This is a genomic window from Streptomyces sp. NBC_01474 (assembly GCF_035918215.1).
GTDB lineage: Bacteria > Actinomycetota > Actinomycetes > Streptomycetales > Streptomycetaceae > Streptomyces > Streptomyces aureus.
In genome coordinates this window covers 9,327,212-9,344,446 of the sequence record NZ_CP109449.1, presented here as the reverse complement: position 1 = coordinate 9,344,446, position 17,235 = coordinate 9,327,212, and the positions used below count along the sequence as shown (strand labels likewise).

The following is a 17,235-nucleotide window of genomic DNA, read 5'->3' as shown; positions in this document are numbered from 1 at the left end:
CAAAAGAGGCTGGGCGGGGAGCGATGATGTGGCCATGGCGTTGTCGACGGCGTTCACGGAGATGTTCGGCGTGCGGTACCCGATCGCGCTGGCGCCGATGGGTGGGTCGGCCGGCGGCGCGCTGGCCGCAGCCGTCTCACGAGGCGGAGGGTTCGGATTCCTGGGCGGCGCATTCGGGGACCCGGAGTGGCTGGCGCGCGAGGCGCCGATCGTCGCGGGCACCGACAGTCCGTGGGGCGTCGGATTCCTGACCTGGGGAATCGACGTCGCCGTGGTGGAGCGGGCTCTGGAGTACGGGCCGAGGGCCGTGATGCTGTCGTTCGGCGACCCGAGCCCATACGCGGAGCGTGTCCGCCGAGCGGGGACGCTGTTGATCCTTCAGGTCACGGATCTGGAGGAGGCCGAGCAGGCCGTGGACCTGGGCGCCGACGTGATCGTGGCCCAGGGAACAGAGGGCGGTGGGCACGGAGCCCGGAACGGGCGCTCCACGTTGCCGTTCGTGCCGGCGGTCGTGGATCTCGTGGACCCCGTGCCCGTACTGGCAGCCGGCGGGATCGCCGACGGCCGCGGTGTGGCGGCCGCACTGGTGCTGGGCGCTGCGGGGGCGCTCGTCGGCACCCGCTTCCAGGCCACCACAGAGGCCCTGGTCGCCCCCTCGATCACCAAGGCGATCCTCGAAGGACGCGGCCGGGACACCGAGCGCAGCACGGTCCTGGACATTGCCCGCGGCTCCCGATGGCCGGCGAAGTACCCCGCCCGCACCCTCGGCCACCCGTATCTCGACCAATGGCGTGGCCGCGAGGCGGAACTCGCCGCCGACCCCCAAGCCCGTCAGAACTACCAGGACGACGTGGCACGCGGCACGGTGCCTCCGCTGCCGGTCTGGGCCGGCGAAGCCGTCGACCTCATCACCGACCTCCCCTCGGCAGCCGAACTCGTCCCCACCCTGGCCGCCCAGACGGAGGAAGCACTGGCCCGCGCGGGCCGCCGCTGACAGACCAACTGCCCACGTGGTGAAGGCTCGTGGTGCGCGCAGCCACCTGGCCGGCCAGCGCCAGTGACTACGACGAGGGGTTGCCTCCACGCACCTTGAGCCAGTCCTCCAGCAGGGGGATCACAGCTCGGATGTCCTCACCGTCCACACAGACTCCGGCTGTTTCACGTGCCTGCTGGTCGGCGTTGTACGCGATGCTCAGCCCCGCCTCCCTGAAGAGCGGCAGGTCTGAGCGGCTGTCGCCGATGGCGGCGCAGTCTTGAGGCGCGAGGCCGAAACGACCCGGCGTAGCGGACAGCGAAGTCACGCTTGCCGTACTCGTCGAGCTCTGCCAGGACGCGGCCCGTGAATCGTCCTTCCGCCGTCTCCAACTCGGGTCCGCAGTACGCCTCGAACCCGAACCGGTGGCAGAGGTGTTTGCCTATGGACTGCCAGGCGAGAGTGGCCAGAACAGGGATGAGCCCCTCTCCTCGGCACCACGCGACGGTCTCCTCGATGCCGTCCACGAGTGGAACACCGGCCAGCCAGTCGTCGATCTCCCGCTCCGTGTAGCCGGACCAGGTCTTCGCGTCGGCAGCGGCGACCTGAGGATTGGTCAACCTTCCGGCCGCGTAGTCGGCCTCGGCTTCGGCCATGGCCGCCTCGGTCCCCAAGTAGCGGGCGACGTAGACGGCCGAGCCCGGAGCCGGCACGAGCGTGCCGCCTATGGCCTCGGTCCCCAAGTAGCGGGCGACGTAGACGGCCGAGCCCGGAGCCGGCACGAGCGTGCCGCCTATGGCCTCGGTCCCCAAGTAGCGGGCGACGTAGACGGCCGAGCCCGGAGCCGGCACGAGCGTGCCGCCTATGTCGATGAAGACGACACCTGACACATCCGAAGCGCTCGAGATCAGCAGCACCGTATTTCCCCCTACCTCTTCCGCCCGACCCCACCGAACATCGCCACTTCATCAGGCTCCGCGGCGGTGGCGCCCTCCGGACGCCAGCGCGAGCAGGAGACCACTCCGGGGTCCAGCAGTTCCAGGCCGTCGAAGAATTGGGCGACCTGCTCCGGCGTGCGCTGGTTCAGCTTCGGTGTGCCGTGCTCGTTCCAGAACGCCACGGCCGCGTCCACGTCCGGCATCACCGGGCTGGTGATGGTGTGGGACAGGACGAGATGGCTGCCCGAGGGCAGGGCGTCGAGCAGGCGCCGGACGATGCCGTACGGGTCCTCGTCGTCGCCTACGAAGATGACGACGCCGAGCAGCATCAGCGCCACGGGCCGGTTGAAGTCCAGGGTCTTGGCGGCAGACTCCAGGATCTGCTCGACGTCGCGCAGGTCGGCGTCGAGATAGTCGGTTCTGCCCTCCGGCGCGCTGGTGAGCAGGGCCTGGGCATGACGCAGGACGAGAGGGTCGTTGTCTACGTAGACGATCTCCGAGTCAGGGGCTGTCCGCTGGGCGACCTCATGGGTGTTGTCGACCGTGGGCAGGCCGGTGCCGATGTCCAGGAACTGGCGGATCCCCACCTCGCCGGTCAGGTGGCGCACCGCGCGCCCGAGGAACGCCCGGTCGGCCAGGGCGTAGTCCACGATGCCCGGGTGGAGCTACCTGATCTGGTCACCCGCTGCCTCGTCGACGGAGTAGTTGTCCTTGCCGCCCAGCCAGTAGTTCCAGATCCGTGCGGTGTGCGGCCTGCTGGTATCGATTCTGCTGTCCTGGCCGCCGGGGCGTGCGTCGCTTGTCACGGGTCCCTCTCCTGACATCCGCCGATCACGATCTCACCCCCTCTCACCCTAGATGCTCTCGGCGACGGCAGGAGCAGCCACCAGGCAGCAACTCTCCGACAACGTAAGGCGATTGGGGATATCGAGATGAAGGAAGTCGGGCGGGCGCCGCCCTTGAGGCGGGCCGGTCTCAGCCGGCCGCCCGCTTGATGAGCTCGCCGATCCGCGCCTCGTCGTCGGCGTTCAACTCGGCCAGGGCGTACGCGGACGGCCACATGGTGCCGTCGTCGAGCTTCGCCAGGTCGCTGAAGCCGAGCGTGGCGTACCTGGTCTTGAACTTCTGTGCGCTCTGGAAGAAGCAGACGACCTTGCCGTCCCTGGCGTACGCGGGCATGCCGTACCAGAGCTTCGGGGCCAGGTCCGGGGCGCTGGTCCTGACGATGTCGTGGATGCGCTCGGCGATGGCGCGGTCCGCTTCCGGCATCTCGGCGATCTTGGCGCGGACCTCGGTGTCGCCGTCCGCCTTGGCCGTGCGCGATCCGCGTCGAGAGGTTGCCTTGAGTTCCTTGGCGCGCTCTTTCATCGCGCCTCGCTCCTCCTCGGTGAACCCGTCGTACGTCTTGTCGGCCGTGGCGGTGCCGGTGGTGCTCTTGGCGCTCTTCGTGGTCCTTTGCGTGTTCGTCATGGCAGGTTCCTCTCGGGCAACGCGTGGTCAGGGCGAGCGGGACGGGGGTGGCTTCGGGTCAGGCCGTGGAGGCGACCGTGGTGGCCTGCCAGGCGAAGTCGTCCGGGTCGGTGAAGGTTCCGGCGTCGCCGCCGAGTACGAGCCGGTGCGATCCGCTGCCGTCGACGGGGACGCCGACATCCTTGGCCAGCGCGCGGCGCCCGTAGAGAGCCAGCTTGACCGGGCTCGAGGGTGTTTCGAACTCGACGTACTTGCGGCCGAAGCTCTTCGCCACGGTGAGACCGCGGTCGACGTAGAACTGCCTGCTCGCGGCCACGTCCGCCACGCCCAGCAGGAGCACGATGCTGTCGATCTGGCGGGTCGCCGGGCCCTTGTCCTTCCGCGCGGACGTGGCGACCTTCCAGATCGTCCCGTCCGGTGCCTGTACGACGCCGCCGTATCCCCACAGGGACTTCGTGACGGGCTTGAGAGGCGTGGCGCCGGCGTCGAGGGCCGTGCCGATGAGTGCCTTGACGTCGGCCGGCTGGGACACGGTGAGTGACAGCGAGAAACCGCGGAAGCCGGTCGTCGGCGCCTCCGAGGCGCTCAGTCCGACCTGGGTGTCCAGGCCGAACGCGGCGGTGTGGAAGCGCTGGGCGGCCGTGGGGTCGGCCACCTCGAGGGTGATGGACTCGATGGAGGTCATGGACATCACGCTAGTTCTGGCTCGGTGAGGAATGCTTCTCCATTCCTGACCGGTATCGGCGGCGTCCTTGTCGCGGCCGCCACCACCCCGCACCGGTATGCGCTGGGCGTCACGCCGGCCAGCTCGGTGAAGCGGGCACGGAAGACGCCCTGTGACGCGTATCCGACCAGGAAGCCGACCTCGGTGACCGTGAGGTCGCCCCCGTGCAGCAACGCCTTCGCCCGCTCGACACGACGCGTCATCAAAAAAGCGTACGGCGACCGGCCGTACGCGAGCCGGAACTGACGGCTGAGATGCCCGGCCGGCCAGTTCACACCGCGGGCGAGCGCCTCCACGTTCAGTGGCTGCGCGTACGCCCGGTCGATCCGGTCACGGACACGGCGCAGTCGCACCAGGTCCTTCAGCCGCTGATCCTGGGCGAGCGCGCGCCCCCAGGCGGGATGGCACATACGGCACCTACCTTCATGGGTGTCCGCGCGCGCCAGGGGACCCTGGGGCCACCTGGCGCGGCAGGGCTCAGCGAAGCTCCTGGATGCGGACCATGTTGCCCGCGGGGTCACGGAAGGCGCAGTCGCGGACGCCGTACGGCTGCTCGGTCGGCTCCTGGACGACGTCCACGTCGGCTGCCTGCACCTTCTCGAACGTGCCGTCCAGGTCCCGGGTGGCCAGCAGGATCCAGCCGTAGGTGCCCTTGGCCATCATCTCGGCGATGGTGCGGCGCTCGTCCTCGCTGATGCTGGGGTCCGCGGCAGGCGGCGCGAGGAGGATGGACGTCCCGGGCTGGCCGACGGGGCCGACCGTGATCCAGCGCATCTTGCCCTGGCCCACGTCACTGCGGACCTCGAAACCGAGGACGTCGCGGTAGAAGGCCAGGGAAGCGTCCGGGTCGTCGTGCGGGAGCGAGGTGGTGTGAATGGTGATGTCCATGGCCCCACGTTAGTAGCGGCCCGGCGGACTACGCTTCTCCAATCCTGACCGGCCGGGCCGGATCTCACCCCAGTGGGGTGAAGGGGGCGTGCCCACGTCTCGGGTCGGCTACTGTTCCAGGCCCTTCACGTTGTCCCCGAATGTCCACCCCTTCGACCCGTCCCAGTTGATCGACCAGGTCATCAGCCCCTTGAGGCCGTCGCCGTACGTGTTCCATGCCTGCGAGACCAGACTCGGCGACATGTAGCCTCCGCCCGCGCCGGGCTGGGCGGGCAGGCCGGGGACCTGCTTGTCGTAGGGGACCTTGATGGTGGTGCCCTGGACCACGAGGCCCTTGTTCAGGCAGTCGGTCTGGGCGGTGAAGCCCTGGACGGTGCCGGCCTCGTAGGAGTCGCCGGAGCAGCCGTACATGCTGCCGTTGTAGTACTGCATGTTGAGCCACCACAGGCGGCCGTTGTCGGCGTACTTCTTGATGATGGGGAGGTACGCGCCCCAGATCGAACCGTACGTGACGCTGCCGCCGGTGACGTACGCCGTCTCGGGGGCCATCGTCAGGCCGAACCCGGCGGGCATCTGGGCAAGGATGCCGTCGATGATGCGGATCAAGTTGGCTTGGGACGTGGAGAGTTGGCTGATGTTGCCACTGCCGGTGAGACCCGTCTCGATGTCGATGTCGATGCCGTCGAAGTTGTACTTCTTCAGGATCGGGACGATCGTCTCGACGAAGTGGTCGGCGACGGCGGTCGAGTTGAGGTCGATGCCCGCCGCCGCGCCGCCGATGGACATCAGGACGGTCTGGCCCGAGGCCTTGGCCTGACACATCTCGGCGGGAGTCGCGACCTTCACGTTCGCGTCCATGCCGTCCTCCCACAGCGCGGTGCCGTCGGAACGGATCACCGGGAAGGCCGCGTTGATGACGTTGTAGCCGTGCTGCGCCATCTCGGGGTTGGTGATGGGGGTCCAGCCGAACGGCGGGTGCACGCCGTTGGACGCACCGTCCCAGTTCTCCCAGTACCCCTGGAGGACCTTGCCGGCCGGTCGCGGTTTGGTCGCGCAGGTGTCGGCGGCGGGGGCGGCGGGCGCCGCGACGAGGACGGTGGAGAGGGACGCGGCCGCCGCGAGGGCGGCGCCGAGGAGACGGGACGTACGACTGCGACGGGACATGGGGGGCCTCCGCAGGATCGCCGGGCGACTGGGGGTTGGCGTGAGCACGACGCACGGTAGAGAGGTCCAGACCTTTCGTCAATGGGTATGGACCAATAGGGAGTTGGGGTCGGGTTGCGATCCGGGCTAGTACGTCGCGCGGCGCTGCTGCGGCCGGGCCGCGCTCCCGTCGGCGGCGTCGGGGCGGTCTTCGGGCGCCGAGCGCCCGGCCTGCGCACGCAGGGCGGCGAGCCCCGCGACGACCTCACCGCGGTTGGCGGCCGAGGTCATCCAGTCGGGCAGCCTCGGGATCATCGCCAGGGACGACGACACACTCCCTCGCTCCCTCAGACGCGCGCCGATGTACGCCGCAAGCGCGTCCACATGCTCGATGTCGTACGCCCACAGCACCCGGCCCGCGCAGCGCGTCTGCAACCACAACGGCCGGCCGAAGAACGGCTCGGCCGGACCGCCGAGCGTCGCGCCGATACGGGCACCGCCGCGCCGCTCCGGCTCCCATTCGGCTGTGACCCCGCAGCGGGCGCAGGCCAGCCGCCTGGGCAGGAACAATAGGTCTACGGGGTAACGGAGTTCGGGCCCTCCAGGCCGGGGAACAACCACGGCACGCCCGGAGCAGCGGGGGCACACCACGAGGATGCGGGCCGCGAATTGTGCCAGCATGGCGCCCCTGTCGGCGTGCCGGTGCCCGGCGTCCATGGGGCCTCCCCTGCGTACTTCGCCACTCGGATCCGCTTACCTCGACGCGCCGAATCGTACGCAACGGCCGACCACGCCGCGCGGTCCGCGCCAGGTCACCGGCTCCCCTCCACTCCGGTCAGGGCATCGAGATCCAGCACGGCGCCCAACGCCCCCTTCAGCGCACCGACGCACATTCCGTGCAGTTCGGCGCGGGTGAACGACTCATTGGTCAGCCAGTCCACGCAGAGCACGCGGACGAAGACCAGCCAACTCGTGAGCGCGGCCGACACGAGGTGCGTCGGCCCGTCGCCGAGCACCGTCGCCTGCAGCAACCGCCGCCGCAGTTCTGCCAGTTCGCCCGTGATGATCGCCTGGATGACCGGGTCGCCGGCCAGCACCCGGTTCGCGGCGAGCACGGTGTGCCGGTTGGCGGCGAAGTAATCGAAGTGCGCATCGAGCCCTGCCGAGAGCTGCTCCATGACGGGTGCCGACTGGTCGAGCCTGGTCGCGGCCAGCAGCTGGTCCGCGGCCTGTTGGTAGACCGCGGCGAACAGGGCGTGCTTGCTCGGGAAGTAGCGGTAGAGCAAAGCGCGTGAGACGCCCGCCCGTTCGGCGACGTCCTCCATGAACACCTCGTCGTACGGCTTCGCCGCGAACAGTCGCGCTCCGGCGTCGAGCAGTTCACTGCGGCGCTCGGCGGGATCGAGTCTTCGGCGCGCGGTCATGCGCCCACCTTACTTGACACATGTCTACTAGCAGTCCTAGCGTCGCGCTAGTAGACATGGGTCTACTAGTGAGCGGAGGCGGTTCCCTCATGGCCAGACTTCTCAAGTGGCTCGCGATGGCGATGGGCATCGCCTGCGCGGCGATCGGCCTCTACCACCTCGTCCTCGGCATCGCCTCCGTACCCGGCGAGGGCTCGACGGGAGCGACGGTCGACAGCCGGGAGCGCTTCTACAACGCGATCTTCTTCGGATACGGGCTCGCGTGGATCTGGGTCGCGCGCCAGTCGCCGATCCCCTCCACAGCAGTGCGGTGGCTCGCCGGCATCTTCCTGCTCGGAGGCATCGGGCGCGTGCTGTCCGTCGCCGTCCACGGCTGGCCGCACTGGTTCCAAGTGCCGCTCAGCGCCCTCGAACTCGCTCTTCCCCCGCTCCTCTTCTGGCTGTCGACCGCGGACGAGCGGAGGACGAGAGAGACGGCCGCGGGCGGAGACCGTGTCGGGGCGCTCTGACCGCGGACCGTCCGCCCGTCCGTTCTTCTTCTGGGGGGATCAGAGGGGCCGGAGGGGGGAAGGAATGCGCATTCCTTCCCCCCTCCGAACGCCGAGCTCAGAACTCCGAACTCAGGACTCCGAGAGAGGCGAGTGCTGGGCGGGTACCAGCTACTTGAGCGAGCTCTGCTTGGGGACCACGACTCCGTGCAGTCCTGAACCGTGGCGAGCGCGGCCTCGTGGACCTGCTTCGCGGGGATGCCGTTCGGGTTTCCCTTGAGCGGCAGCGGCCGGGTCGCGGAGGCGTCGCCCACCACGGTCGGGTTGTTGCCGTTGAGGAACGCGCCCTGGGTCGTGAACAGGGTGCACATGTTGGTCATGAATCCGGCGATGATGACGTTCTTGCGCCCGGCCTTCTTGACCTCTTCGGCGAGATCGGTGTGGTGGAAGCCGTTGGGGACGGTCTTCTCGACGACGGGCTCGTCCTTCGCCGGCTTGAGTGCCGGAATGATCTGGCCCGCCCTCGACTTCAGGCCGTAACCCTTGTCGACGATGTGGATGACGGGCGTGCCCGCCGCTCGGGCGCGCTTCAGCAGGGATTCGGCGTTGTTCACCGCGGAGTGCCATCCGTCGAGTTCCATCACACCCTGGGTGTAGGTGTTCTGGTAGTCGCCGAGGATCAGCGTCGCGTCGGAGAGCTTCGCCGGGGTCTCGTCCAGCTTGTTGAGCTGCCGCAGCGTCGTGGTGTCCTTCGCGACGTTCTTCTCCCCGGCGTTCCCACGGGCGTTGTCCACGTCGGGCGACGCCTCGCGGTCGGCGCGTGCGGCGGCTTCGGAGCTTCCGCCCACGCCGTCGCGGTGGCCGCGAGAACGGTGACGAGGCTCAGCGCGGCGGCTGAACGCAGCAGCTTCATCAGACGATCTCCTTCTGGGTCGGTACGACGACGCCGTACAGGTCGGCGATGGTGGCGAGGGCGCTGTAGTGCACCTGATAGGCGTCGAGGTCGGTGCCGGCCACCGGCAGCGAGCGGGTGGCGGTGGCATCGGCGACGACCGTGGGACGGTTGCCGCGCAGGAACGCGCCCTGCGCGGTGAACGCCACGCACATGTGCGTCATCCAGCCGGCGATGATGACGTCCTGTCCGTCCGGGACGTGCGTGCCCAGGTCGGTGTCGACGAACGCGTTCGGGACCTGCTTGACGACGACGGCCTCACCCTCGACCGGCGCGACACGGGGGTGGATCCGACCGATCTCGGCCCGGATGTCGTACGGGGTGCCCTCGCCGCCGTCGTTGATGACGTGCACGACCTTCGTGCCCTCCTGGCGGGCCCGTGCCAGCAACTGCGCGGCGGCGTCGAGCGAGGCCTCCCACCCGTCGAGTTCCATCACACCCTGGGTGTAGGTGTTCTGGAAGTCGATCAGGATCAGCGTCGAGTCGGCCAGCTTCGCGGGCGTCTCGTCGAAGCCGTTGAGCTCGCGCAGCGTGGTTCTGGACATGGGTGTACCGCCTTCGGTCTTCGCGTGAGGTCGGCAGCCCAAGCGATGCGGTGGGCTGCGACTAGAACGCTATGGCCCAGCAGGCGTGTCGACAATGACGTCTAACATGCAGATACCGACATGCCGCTCGCGCATCACTGATCGCCAACTGCCCACCACCAATGGCCAATCACCAATCGTCAATCGCCAACCACGGGGACTCATGCAGGACATCGTCAGACGGCTCATCGTCATCGTCCTCTTCGAAGGCGTCGACCTGCTCGACGTCACCGGGCCACCGGAAGTGTTCTCCCTGGCCCGGCGCGAGACCGAGGACGCGGCGGGCTATCACGTCGTCCTCGCCGCCGAGAGCATGGACCCGGTCACCACCTCCGCCGGGGTCCGCATCCTCCCGGACATCACCTTCCGGGAAGCCGTCGAGGGAAGCATCGACACCCTCATCGTGCCCGGCTCGGTGGAGGTCGACAGCGAGCGCCGTGTACGCGCGCTCATCGACCCCGAGCTGGTCAGCTGGGTGAAAGCCCTCGCCGACCGGACGCACCGCATCACGTCCGTATGCGTCGGAGCGCACCTCCTCGCCGCGGCCGGGCTCCTCGACGGCAAGCGGGCGACCACGCATTGGTCGACCGCGCCCCAACTGGCCGCGGACCATCCGGCGGTGAAGGTCGACGCCGATCCGATCTTCATCCGCGAAGGCAACGTCTGGACCGGTGCCGGAATCAGCGCCTGTCTCGACCTGTCGCTCGCGCTGATCGCCGATGACCTGGGCGAGGCCATCGCCCTGCGTGTCGCCCGGCAGCTCGTCATGTATCTCAAACGGCCGAGCGGACAGAGCCAGTTCAGCGTTCCCCTGGAACAGCTCTCCACGACGCGGCGCATCGAGGATCTCCGTCACCACATCATGCGCAACATCGGCGGGCCACTGACCGTCGTGGACCTGGCCGAGTACGCGCATGTCAGCGACCGGCACCTCACCCGGCTCTTCAAGACCGAACTGGGCATGACGCCTCACGCCTACATCGAATCCGTCCGGGTCGAGAAGGCGCGCCACGACCTCGAATCCTCCGACGCCACCCTCGAACGCATCGCGTCCAGCTGCGGGTTCGGCACGACGGACACTCTGGTGCGGGCGTTCCGACGGCGGCTGAACACGACGCCTACGGAGTACCGCCGCAGATTCCGGGTGCCTCAGACCCGTTGACGACCGAGATCCGCCTCCCTCCCCTCGCGTATAGACACTGTCTACGGATCACTGGTAGACAGTGTCTATGGCTGATGAGAACTCTCTGCGCGAGCGGCTGATCGACGTCGGTGTGCACCTGGTCCTCACCGAAGGCTCCGCGTCTGTGGGGCTGCGGGAGATCGCCCGGCGGGCCGGGGTGTCGCACGGGGCCCCGCGCCGGTACTTCGCCACGCACCACGCCCTGCTCTCGGCCGTCGCGCGGCGCGGCTTCGAGGACCTCGCGGCCCGTTTCGAGACCGCTGTCGACCCCGAGGCGCCACCACGCGCCCAACTGGAGCGGCTTGCCAAGACCTACGTCGGGTACGCGCTGGAGTGCCGCGGCATGTTCGAGCTGATGTTCCGCCACGACCTGCTCGACGGTGCGCAACAGCACGACGACGGACCTCAGTTGCGCACCTCCACGCTTCCTCTGTTCGAACGGATGGCCGCGCTGGTCGGCCGGTGCGGGGAGGGTCCGGACGTCGTGCATCGGCCCGGCCCGCCCGGCAGTTCGGCCGTACCTCCCGTGGTGACCGCCGCCGCCCTGTGGTCCGGGCTGCACGGCATCGCCCAGCTGTGGACCTGGGGAAGCCTGCAGCTGGCCCTCGCCACTCCCCCGCCGGGCGATGAGGAACTCGACCGGCTCGTCACAGCAGTCCTGGACGCTCACCTCGGTCCGGTGACGGCGTGAGCACTGCCGCACGGCGGCCCTTCGCCCTCCTCGCCTCCGTGTCCGGGGCGATGATCGTGGCACTGGACGGGACCATCCTGCTGGTGGCGCAGCCCGGCCTCCGGCGTGATCTCGACGCTAGTGTGGCCCAGGTCCAGTGGACGAGCACCAGCTACCTGATCGCCGTCGCCACGCTCCTCGTCGTCGCCGGCCGCCTGGGTGACCGGTACGGACACGCGCGGCTGCTCTTCGTAGGAGTACTCGGATTCGGGGCCGCGTCGACCGGAATCGCGCTCGCGCCCACAGTCGGATGGGTGATCGCGCTGCGCGCTGCTCAGGGCGTCTTCGGCGCGCTTCTCCAGCCCGCGACACTCGCGCTGCTGCGGCTGGCGTACCCGCCGGACCGTCTCGGCACGCCCATCGCCATTCGCACCAGCGCGATCGCGGTGGCTGCCGGGATCGGTCCGGTCCTCGGCGGGATTCTGGTGCAACATCTCGGATGGCGTGCGGTGTTCTGGGTCAACGCGCCCGTCGCGCTGGTGATCGCCGTACTCACCCTCGCCGTCCGTACGCCGGTCCCTGAACGCACCGGCTCCGAACGGCTGGACCTCGCCGGTACGGCCCTGCTCACGGTGGCCCTTGCGGTCATGGTCCACGCCCTGACCGAGGTGCCGGGGCGCGGGTGGACCGCTGGGTCAACCCTGCTCGAACTCACCGGCGGCCTGACCTGTTTGACGGCGCTGGTCCTGCACGAGCGCCGCGCCAGAGACCCGATCGTGCCGCGTGCCGTGGCCCGGTCCGTCCCTGTGACCGCGGCCATGGCGCTCCTCCTGGTCATCAGCGCGGGTCTGTTCGGCGCCCTGTTCAGGGCAACGTTCTACCTTCAGGACTCCCTTCGCCTCGCCCCGCTCGCCACGGGTCTGCGCGTCCTTCCGCTGACGGCGCTGATGGTCCTGGGCGCGCCCGTTGCCGGTGCAGCACTGCGCCGGTACGGCCCACGGCACACCGCCATCGCGGGCACGGCTCTCGTCGTGGTCGGCATCGCGCAGTTGTCCCGGCTCGGTCCGACCAGCCCGTGGCCGTTCATGACACTCGCCTTCGCCGCACTCGGTGCCGGGTTCGCGACGGTGATGGTCACCGCCACCGGGACGGTCGTCGGCGATGCGCCGCCGGGCTGTGCCGGAGTCGTCGGAGGGCTCAAGCAGACGGCGATGAACATCGGCCCGTCGCTGGGCATCGCCGTCGCTGCCGGCGCGACGGGCGCAACCGCCGGCTCCGCTTCCACGATGAGCCTCAGCCTGCTGCCCCTGGCGGTCCTCACTCTCCTGGGCCTGATTCCCGCCCGCCTCCTGCCTCGGCACCCGGCCAGGCACGTCCCGCCGCGTCAACCGGCGCCACCAGAAAGGGCTGTCGCGGAGGTCGCTGAACGCCCGTGACCACCACGAGGCGCCGCACGCGACCCCACCCCAGGGCCACGTGCGGCGCGCATTCGGGAGAGGGTCAGAGCTTGAGGCGGTGCACACCTCCCTGGACCGTGCCCACGTACAGCCGGCCGCCGTCGGCCGCGAGGCTGGTCGCGTTGAGGTTCTGCAGGCCGGTGGAGATGTTCTGCCAGGTCCGGCCGCCGTCCGTGGAGCGCAGGACGCCACGCCCGCCGCGCGGCAGGGCCGTCTCCCAGTAGCTGGTGGTCGCCGCGTACAGCGTGCTGCCCACCTGCAGCAGGTCCTTGACCCGGAGCGGCAGCTTGCCGGTGTCGCCGGTGCGGAAGGTCTTTCCGCCGTCCGTCGACACCTTGATGGTGTCGCCGCCGGTCAGCATCCGTGAGCCGGTGAACTCGACGGTGTCCACGCGGCCGTCGGCAACCTTGGTGATGTCGTCGCCGCCGTTGTCCGAGCGGTAGAGGCCGTCGGGGGCGCCGAGCCACAGCCGGTCCGGGTTCTTCGGGTCACCCGCGACCGCGGTGAAGTACGTCCGGTCGTTGAGCAGGTTCTTCCAGTTGGCTCCCCCGTCCTCGGTGGAGAACAGGCCCACGCCCAGCAGGTTGCCGTACGAGACGTACACGCGGTCGGGGTCGGCGGGGTGCACGGCCATCGCGAACACCGTGCCGTTGCTCTCGCCCTTCTTCTTCCAGGTGACGCCCGAGTCGCCGCTGCGCTCCAGACGGAAGCCTCCCCAGGCGTTGTACTGCACCCGCCAGACGATCCGTGAGTCCTTGGGAGAGGTCTGCAGCAGCCGGGTCTCGACGCCTATCCTGCCCTCGCCCCCGGTGGTGCCCCACTCGGCCCCGGAGACTGGGAGCCGGGAGCGGTGGGTGCCCTGCCGACCGGCCGCGAGCAGCTGGTCGCCGCTCACCGCGAGGGAGTTGACGGTGCCGCCCTGGACGCCCAGGCGCCGGTAGTCCTTGCCTTCCGTCGTGCCCCGGTACACGCCGGCCGCGTCCGCTGAGACGGTCAGCGAGCCGTCGGCCCAGCGGTCGAAGTCGGAGACGGTCGAGGCGCGGTTGACGCCGGGGATGGTGCTCCACTCGCGGCCGTGGTTGCGGCCGACCCGGGTGTCACCGCCGTAGCTGACGTACAGGTCGCCGCCGGTGAGGGTCATTCCGGAAGCGCCGTATCCGTGATTGTCCAGCGCCGCCCAGGTCTTGCCGCCGTCGAAGGAACCGACGATGCCCGAGCCGATCTCGTAGATCGCCACGACCTGGCTGTCCGCGACCACATTGACGGAGACGCCGCCGTCCACCGAGTCGTGGACCTTGACGGCTGCGCCGAGCGTGCCGGTGGAGAGGCCGTCGCGCTTCCAGAGTGACGTGCCCGCCGAGAGGTAGAGGCTGTCACCGCCGATCGCCAGGTCGTAGACGTGGTCGGCGGGAAGGCCTATGGGCTGGGACGCCCAGGTGTCGCCACCGTCCCTGCTGATCAGCAGATCGGTGGCGGTGCGGGCGACGAGGGTCTTCGTCGCCTCGTCGGCGAGGAAGTCATAGATGGGAGTGTCGGGGGTGTTCAGGGTCTTCCAGCTGCGGCCGGCGTCCTCCGTGCGCAGGATCGAGCCGGTGCGGGGGGTACCGGAGGCGCTGTTCGCGGCGTACCACCAGCGCTTGGCGTTCGTCGGGTCGATGACGGTGAAGGCCTGGCCCGACACGTTGCCGAGCGGCAGCCTGGTGTGCTGCTTCCAGGTCGCGCCCTTGTCCTCGGTCGACCAGGGGCCGGCCTTGTTGTACTGGGTGAGCACGGCGGCCCCTGGGTCGCTCCGCGCGGTGCTGATGTCGCCGCTCTCCGAGTTGGGTCCGACCGGCTGCCAGCGGGAGTCGCGGCTGTCCTCGGGGGTCACCTCGAAGCCGTCGCGGTTGCTCGTCAGGGTCTTGCCGTCGGTGGTCCGACCAGTCACCGAGACCAGATGGGCGCCGGTGCCGCGGCCGGTGATCTCCGCCTGGTAGACGTTCCCGGAGCGGAGTCGGGTGGTGACCGAGTAGGGCCTGCCGTGCGGCGGGGTCACGGTGAGGACCGGCGGCTTCGCCAGCGGGGCCGGCGTGAAGACGACCGCGGTGGACCTGCCGTCGCTCGGGTCGGGGCCCGCCTGCACGAACAGCTGCCGTACGACCAGGAGATACGGGACGCGCAGGGCCGCGCCGCCCTGCGGCGTGACCGTGACCGTGCCGCTGATCTCGGCCTCGCCCGCGGGGCGGTCGGCGCCGAGGGTGACGGTCGCGGTGGCGCTGCCACCCGCCGGGATACGCAGGTTGCTCGGGCTGACCCGGGCCTCGCCGCTCACCTTCAGGCGGACGGAGCGGGTCCGGGTTCCGGAGTTGTTGACGGTGAGCTTCTTGCTGCCGCCCACCGTGTGCCGCGCCAGGTCGGCGAGCCCGTACGAGAGGGTGGCCGGGGTGGTGGTGACGGCGGTGTCCGCCCGGTCCGCGGCCGCGGCGACGTCGAGCCGGCCGGAACCGGCGGTCGTTGCCCCGTATTCCGTCAACTGCTTGGTGCTGCCGACGAGTTCGGAGGTGACCTTCGCCGGGGTCTCACCAGGGTGGAGCTGGCGCAGCAGGGCCGCGGCGCCCGCGACGTGCGGTCCCGCCATCGACGTACCGGAGAGGCGGTAATAGCCGGGTGCATACAGGGACTTGGGGATCGTGGAACGGATGTCGTAGCCCGGTGCGACCAGGTCCGGCTTGAGGTCCCAGCGCTGGTCGGGGCCGCGCGAGGAGAAGGAGGCGATCTTGTCCGTGACGTCCGTGCCGCTGATCGTCACCTCGACCTTGCCGTCCGCCAGACGGCGGCCGAGCTCGGCGTACTGGGTCGAGTCGACGCCCAGCATGACCATGGAGTCCATGCGCAGCGAGTCGCCGGACTCCTTGACGGAGGTCGCCGGCGCGAGCGGCACGGTGCCGTCCGCCTTCGCCGCCGGCGGCTGACCCGCGGTGTCCGGCCGGCCCGCGTCCTGCGGCTGTCCGGCGAGCACCGGACCGCCGCCCGAGCTCTTCCCTCCGATGATGGCGAGCGCCCCATGGCGCTCCGCCTCGCGGGCCATCTCGATCTCCCAGGCGGACAGATGCTCCTGGGTGTCCGCGACGAGCATGTCGATACGGACGGCCTTGCCCTTGACGTCTCCGGCCCGCTCCCAGTCCTCCGCGGTGCCCTGGCCGAGGTCGACGACCTCCGTCGTGACGGGGGCCGCGGGCGGGTTCGCGGAGATCACGCCGCGGTACGTCTGGATCTTCCTGCCGCCCTTGTAGGTGGCGTCTGGTATGCGCAGGCCGCTGACCGAGGCCCCGACCGCGATGACGCCGTCGGCGGCGGCCGGGGTGCCGACGGTGTCGCTCCCCGGGCCCTCGTTGCCGGCCGAGGCGACCACGACAACTCCGGCCTTGGTGGCGGCGGTTGCGGCCAGGCCGAGCGGATCGCGGCCGTCTCCGTAGCCGCCGAGGCTCATGTTGATGACATCGGCGCGGTGCGGATTGGCCGGGTCGATCGCGGCCTCGATGCCGGCGACGATGTCGGAGGTGTAACCCTCGCCCGCATCGTCCATGACCTTGTACGCAAGGAGGTCGGCACCTGGGGCCACACCGGTGACGCCGCCCTTCTCGGCGGCCTTGCCCGCGATGATGCCGGCGACATGGGTGCCGTGGCCGTTGTCGTCCGTCGGGTCGGCGTCGCGGTTGACGAAGTCGTAGCCGCCGACGACTTTGTGGCCCTTGCCGAGGGCGCCGCCCAGGTCCGGGTGGCTGTAGTCGACGCCGCTGTCGAGGATGGCGACGGTGACGCCCTTGCCGTCGGCGCCGTTGCCCGCCGGGTCCTTGCGCTGCCAGACCTGCGGGGCGTTGATCAGCGGCACGCTGTCGTCGGTGAGGATGTGCATCTTGGTGTCGGGGACCACGGAGGCCACCCCGGGCAGTTGCTTCAACTCGGGGACCTCGGAGGCCTTCACGGTCACGGCTACCGCGTTGAGCAGCAGGTTCAGGCGGCGCGGGGAGCCGGTGCGCAGCCCGGCGTCCTTCGCGTCACCGAGGAACGCCTCCTGCCGTGCGGCGAGGGAGGCGCGGTCGGCGCCGATCTCCTGGGCGTCGGCGGACCGCAGCCGGCCCTTTCCCGTCGCGGCGGCGGCCCCTGACAGCGTGACGATGACACGCTGCTCGGGGTCCTGGTGTGGGTCCGCGGTGGCGGACTGGGGCACCGCGGACAGCAAGCCGCCGATGACGGCGGCCGTGAGCCCGGCGGTGAACGTTCTTCGAGGGGTCATGCCAGACGAATAAATCGGAAGCGAGTGGTCCAGACAATGATTTGGCCTGGCCCATTGCTGCCGCT

General features: G+C 69.8%; 16 protein-coding genes and 2 pseudogenes. 5 read left to right on the top strand and 13 right to left on the bottom strand.

Translation table 11 applies throughout. From position 1 onward, the window contains the following. The first annotated feature begins 34 nt into the window (after nucleotides 1-34). The gene (locus tag OG758_RS42795) at nucleotides 35-994 is read left to right on the top strand and encodes an NAD(P)H-dependent flavin oxidoreductase (protein WP_326714811.1); all 960 of its coding nucleotides are present in this window, start codon (nucleotides 35-37) and stop codon (nucleotides 992-994) included. Between the two features lie 67 nt (nucleotides 995-1,061). Here the strand turns inward: OG758_RS42795 and OG758_RS42790 are convergent, their stop codons facing one another. The 10 genes and pseudogenes from OG758_RS42790 to OG758_RS42745 form a co-directional block, all read right to left on the bottom strand. Then, a complete protein-coding gene (locus OG758_RS42790) occupies nucleotides 1,062-1,220 on the bottom strand; it encodes a hypothetical protein (protein ID WP_326716223.1) in 159 nt (52 codons plus the stop codon). Beyond that, entirely contained in the window at nucleotides 1,159-1,890 is a 732-nt protein-coding gene (locus OG758_RS42785) for a haloacid dehalogenase-like hydrolase (protein ID WP_326714810.1), read from the bottom strand. The genes OG758_RS42790 and OG758_RS42785 overlap by 62 nt, the downstream gene beginning before the upstream one ends. 11 nt (nucleotides 1,891-1,901) lie before the next feature. Beyond that, nucleotides 1,902-2,735: pseudogene (locus OG758_RS42780) on the bottom strand (SAM-dependent methyltransferase). A 151-nt stretch (nucleotides 2,736-2,886) separates the two neighbouring features. After that, the gene (locus OG758_RS42775) at nucleotides 2,887-3,381 is read right to left on the bottom strand and encodes an iron chaperone (RefSeq protein ID WP_326714809.1); all 495 of its coding nucleotides are present in this window, start codon (nucleotides 3,379-3,381) and stop codon (nucleotides 2,887-2,889) included. 58 nt (nucleotides 3,382-3,439) lie between these two features. Then, entirely contained in the window at nucleotides 3,440-4,066 is a 627-nt protein-coding gene (locus tag OG758_RS42770) for a glyoxalase (RefSeq protein WP_326714808.1), read from the bottom strand. 5 nt (nucleotides 4,067-4,071) lie between these two features. Then, nucleotides 4,072-4,515: a helix-turn-helix transcriptional regulator gene (locus OG758_RS42765; RefSeq protein ID WP_326714807.1), complete on the bottom strand. Its 444-nt coding sequence runs from the start codon at nucleotides 4,513-4,515 to the stop codon at nucleotides 4,072-4,074. A gap of 67 nt (nucleotides 4,516-4,582) precedes the next feature. Then, on the bottom strand, nucleotides 4,583-4,993 hold the full coding sequence (locus tag OG758_RS42760; protein ID WP_266571662.1) for a VOC family protein: 411 nt from the start codon (nucleotides 4,991-4,993) through the stop codon (nucleotides 4,583-4,585). A gap of 108 nt (nucleotides 4,994-5,101) precedes the next feature. Beyond that, complete coding sequence (locus OG758_RS42755; RefSeq protein WP_326714806.1) at nucleotides 5,102-6,157, bottom strand: chitinase; 1,056 nt, start codon at nucleotides 6,155-6,157, stop codon at nucleotides 5,102-5,104. Nucleotides 6,158-6,283: 126 nt separating this feature from the next. Continuing rightward, a complete protein-coding gene (locus tag OG758_RS42750) occupies nucleotides 6,284-6,853 on the bottom strand; it encodes a hypothetical protein (protein WP_326714805.1) in 570 nt (189 codons plus the stop codon). A gap of 95 nt (nucleotides 6,854-6,948) precedes the next feature. After that, nucleotides 6,949-7,560, bottom strand: coding sequence for a TetR/AcrR family transcriptional regulator (locus tag OG758_RS42745; RefSeq protein ID WP_326714804.1), 612 nt, complete (start codon nucleotides 7,558-7,560; stop codon nucleotides 6,949-6,951). 89 nt (nucleotides 7,561-7,649) lie between these two features. Between OG758_RS42745 and OG758_RS42740 the strand changes: the two genes are divergently transcribed. Beyond that, nucleotides 7,650-8,069, top strand: coding sequence for a DUF4345 domain-containing protein (locus tag OG758_RS42740; protein ID WP_326716222.1), 420 nt, complete (start codon nucleotides 7,650-7,652; stop codon nucleotides 8,067-8,069). 326 nt (nucleotides 8,070-8,395) lie between these two features. On the opposite strand, the pseudogene OG758_RS42735 reads toward OG758_RS42740, so the two are convergent. Together OG758_RS42735 and OG758_RS42730 are read right to left on the bottom strand one after the other, a co-directional pair. Further along, nucleotides 8,396-8,689 (bottom strand): annotated as a pseudogene (locus OG758_RS42735) (isochorismatase family protein); the annotation flags it as partial. A gap of 271 nt (nucleotides 8,690-8,960) precedes the next feature. Then, a complete protein-coding gene (locus OG758_RS42730) occupies nucleotides 8,961-9,545 on the bottom strand; it encodes an isochorismatase family protein (RefSeq protein WP_326714803.1) in 585 nt (194 codons plus the stop codon). Between the two features lie 202 nt (nucleotides 9,546-9,747). Here OG758_RS42730 and OG758_RS42725 point away from each other — a divergent pair, with 202 nt between their 5' ends. From OG758_RS42725 to OG758_RS42715, 3 genes are all read left to right on the top strand, one after another. After that, nucleotides 9,748-10,746 (top strand): GlxA family transcriptional regulator, encoded by a 999-nt coding sequence (locus OG758_RS42725; RefSeq protein WP_326714802.1) that lies wholly within the window; start codon nucleotides 9,748-9,750, stop codon nucleotides 10,744-10,746. 67 nt (nucleotides 10,747-10,813) lie between these two features. Continuing rightward, a complete protein-coding gene (locus tag OG758_RS42720) occupies nucleotides 10,814-11,458 on the top strand; it encodes a TetR/AcrR family transcriptional regulator (protein ID WP_326714801.1) in 645 nt (214 codons plus the stop codon). Then, nucleotides 11,455-12,873, top strand: a complete 1,419-nt coding sequence (locus OG758_RS42715) for an MFS transporter (RefSeq protein WP_326714800.1) — start codon at nucleotides 11,455-11,457, stop codon at nucleotides 12,871-12,873. Before OG758_RS42720 ends, OG758_RS42715 begins: the two co-directional genes overlap by 4 nt. Nucleotides 12,874-12,937: 64 nt before the next feature. On the opposite strand, the gene OG758_RS42710 is transcribed toward OG758_RS42715, so the two are convergent. Next, the gene (locus tag OG758_RS42710) at nucleotides 12,938-17,170 is read right to left on the bottom strand and encodes a S8 family serine peptidase (RefSeq protein WP_326714799.1); all 4,233 of its coding nucleotides are present in this window, start codon (nucleotides 17,168-17,170) and stop codon (nucleotides 12,938-12,940) included. Nucleotides 17,171-17,235 lie beyond the last annotated feature (65 nt).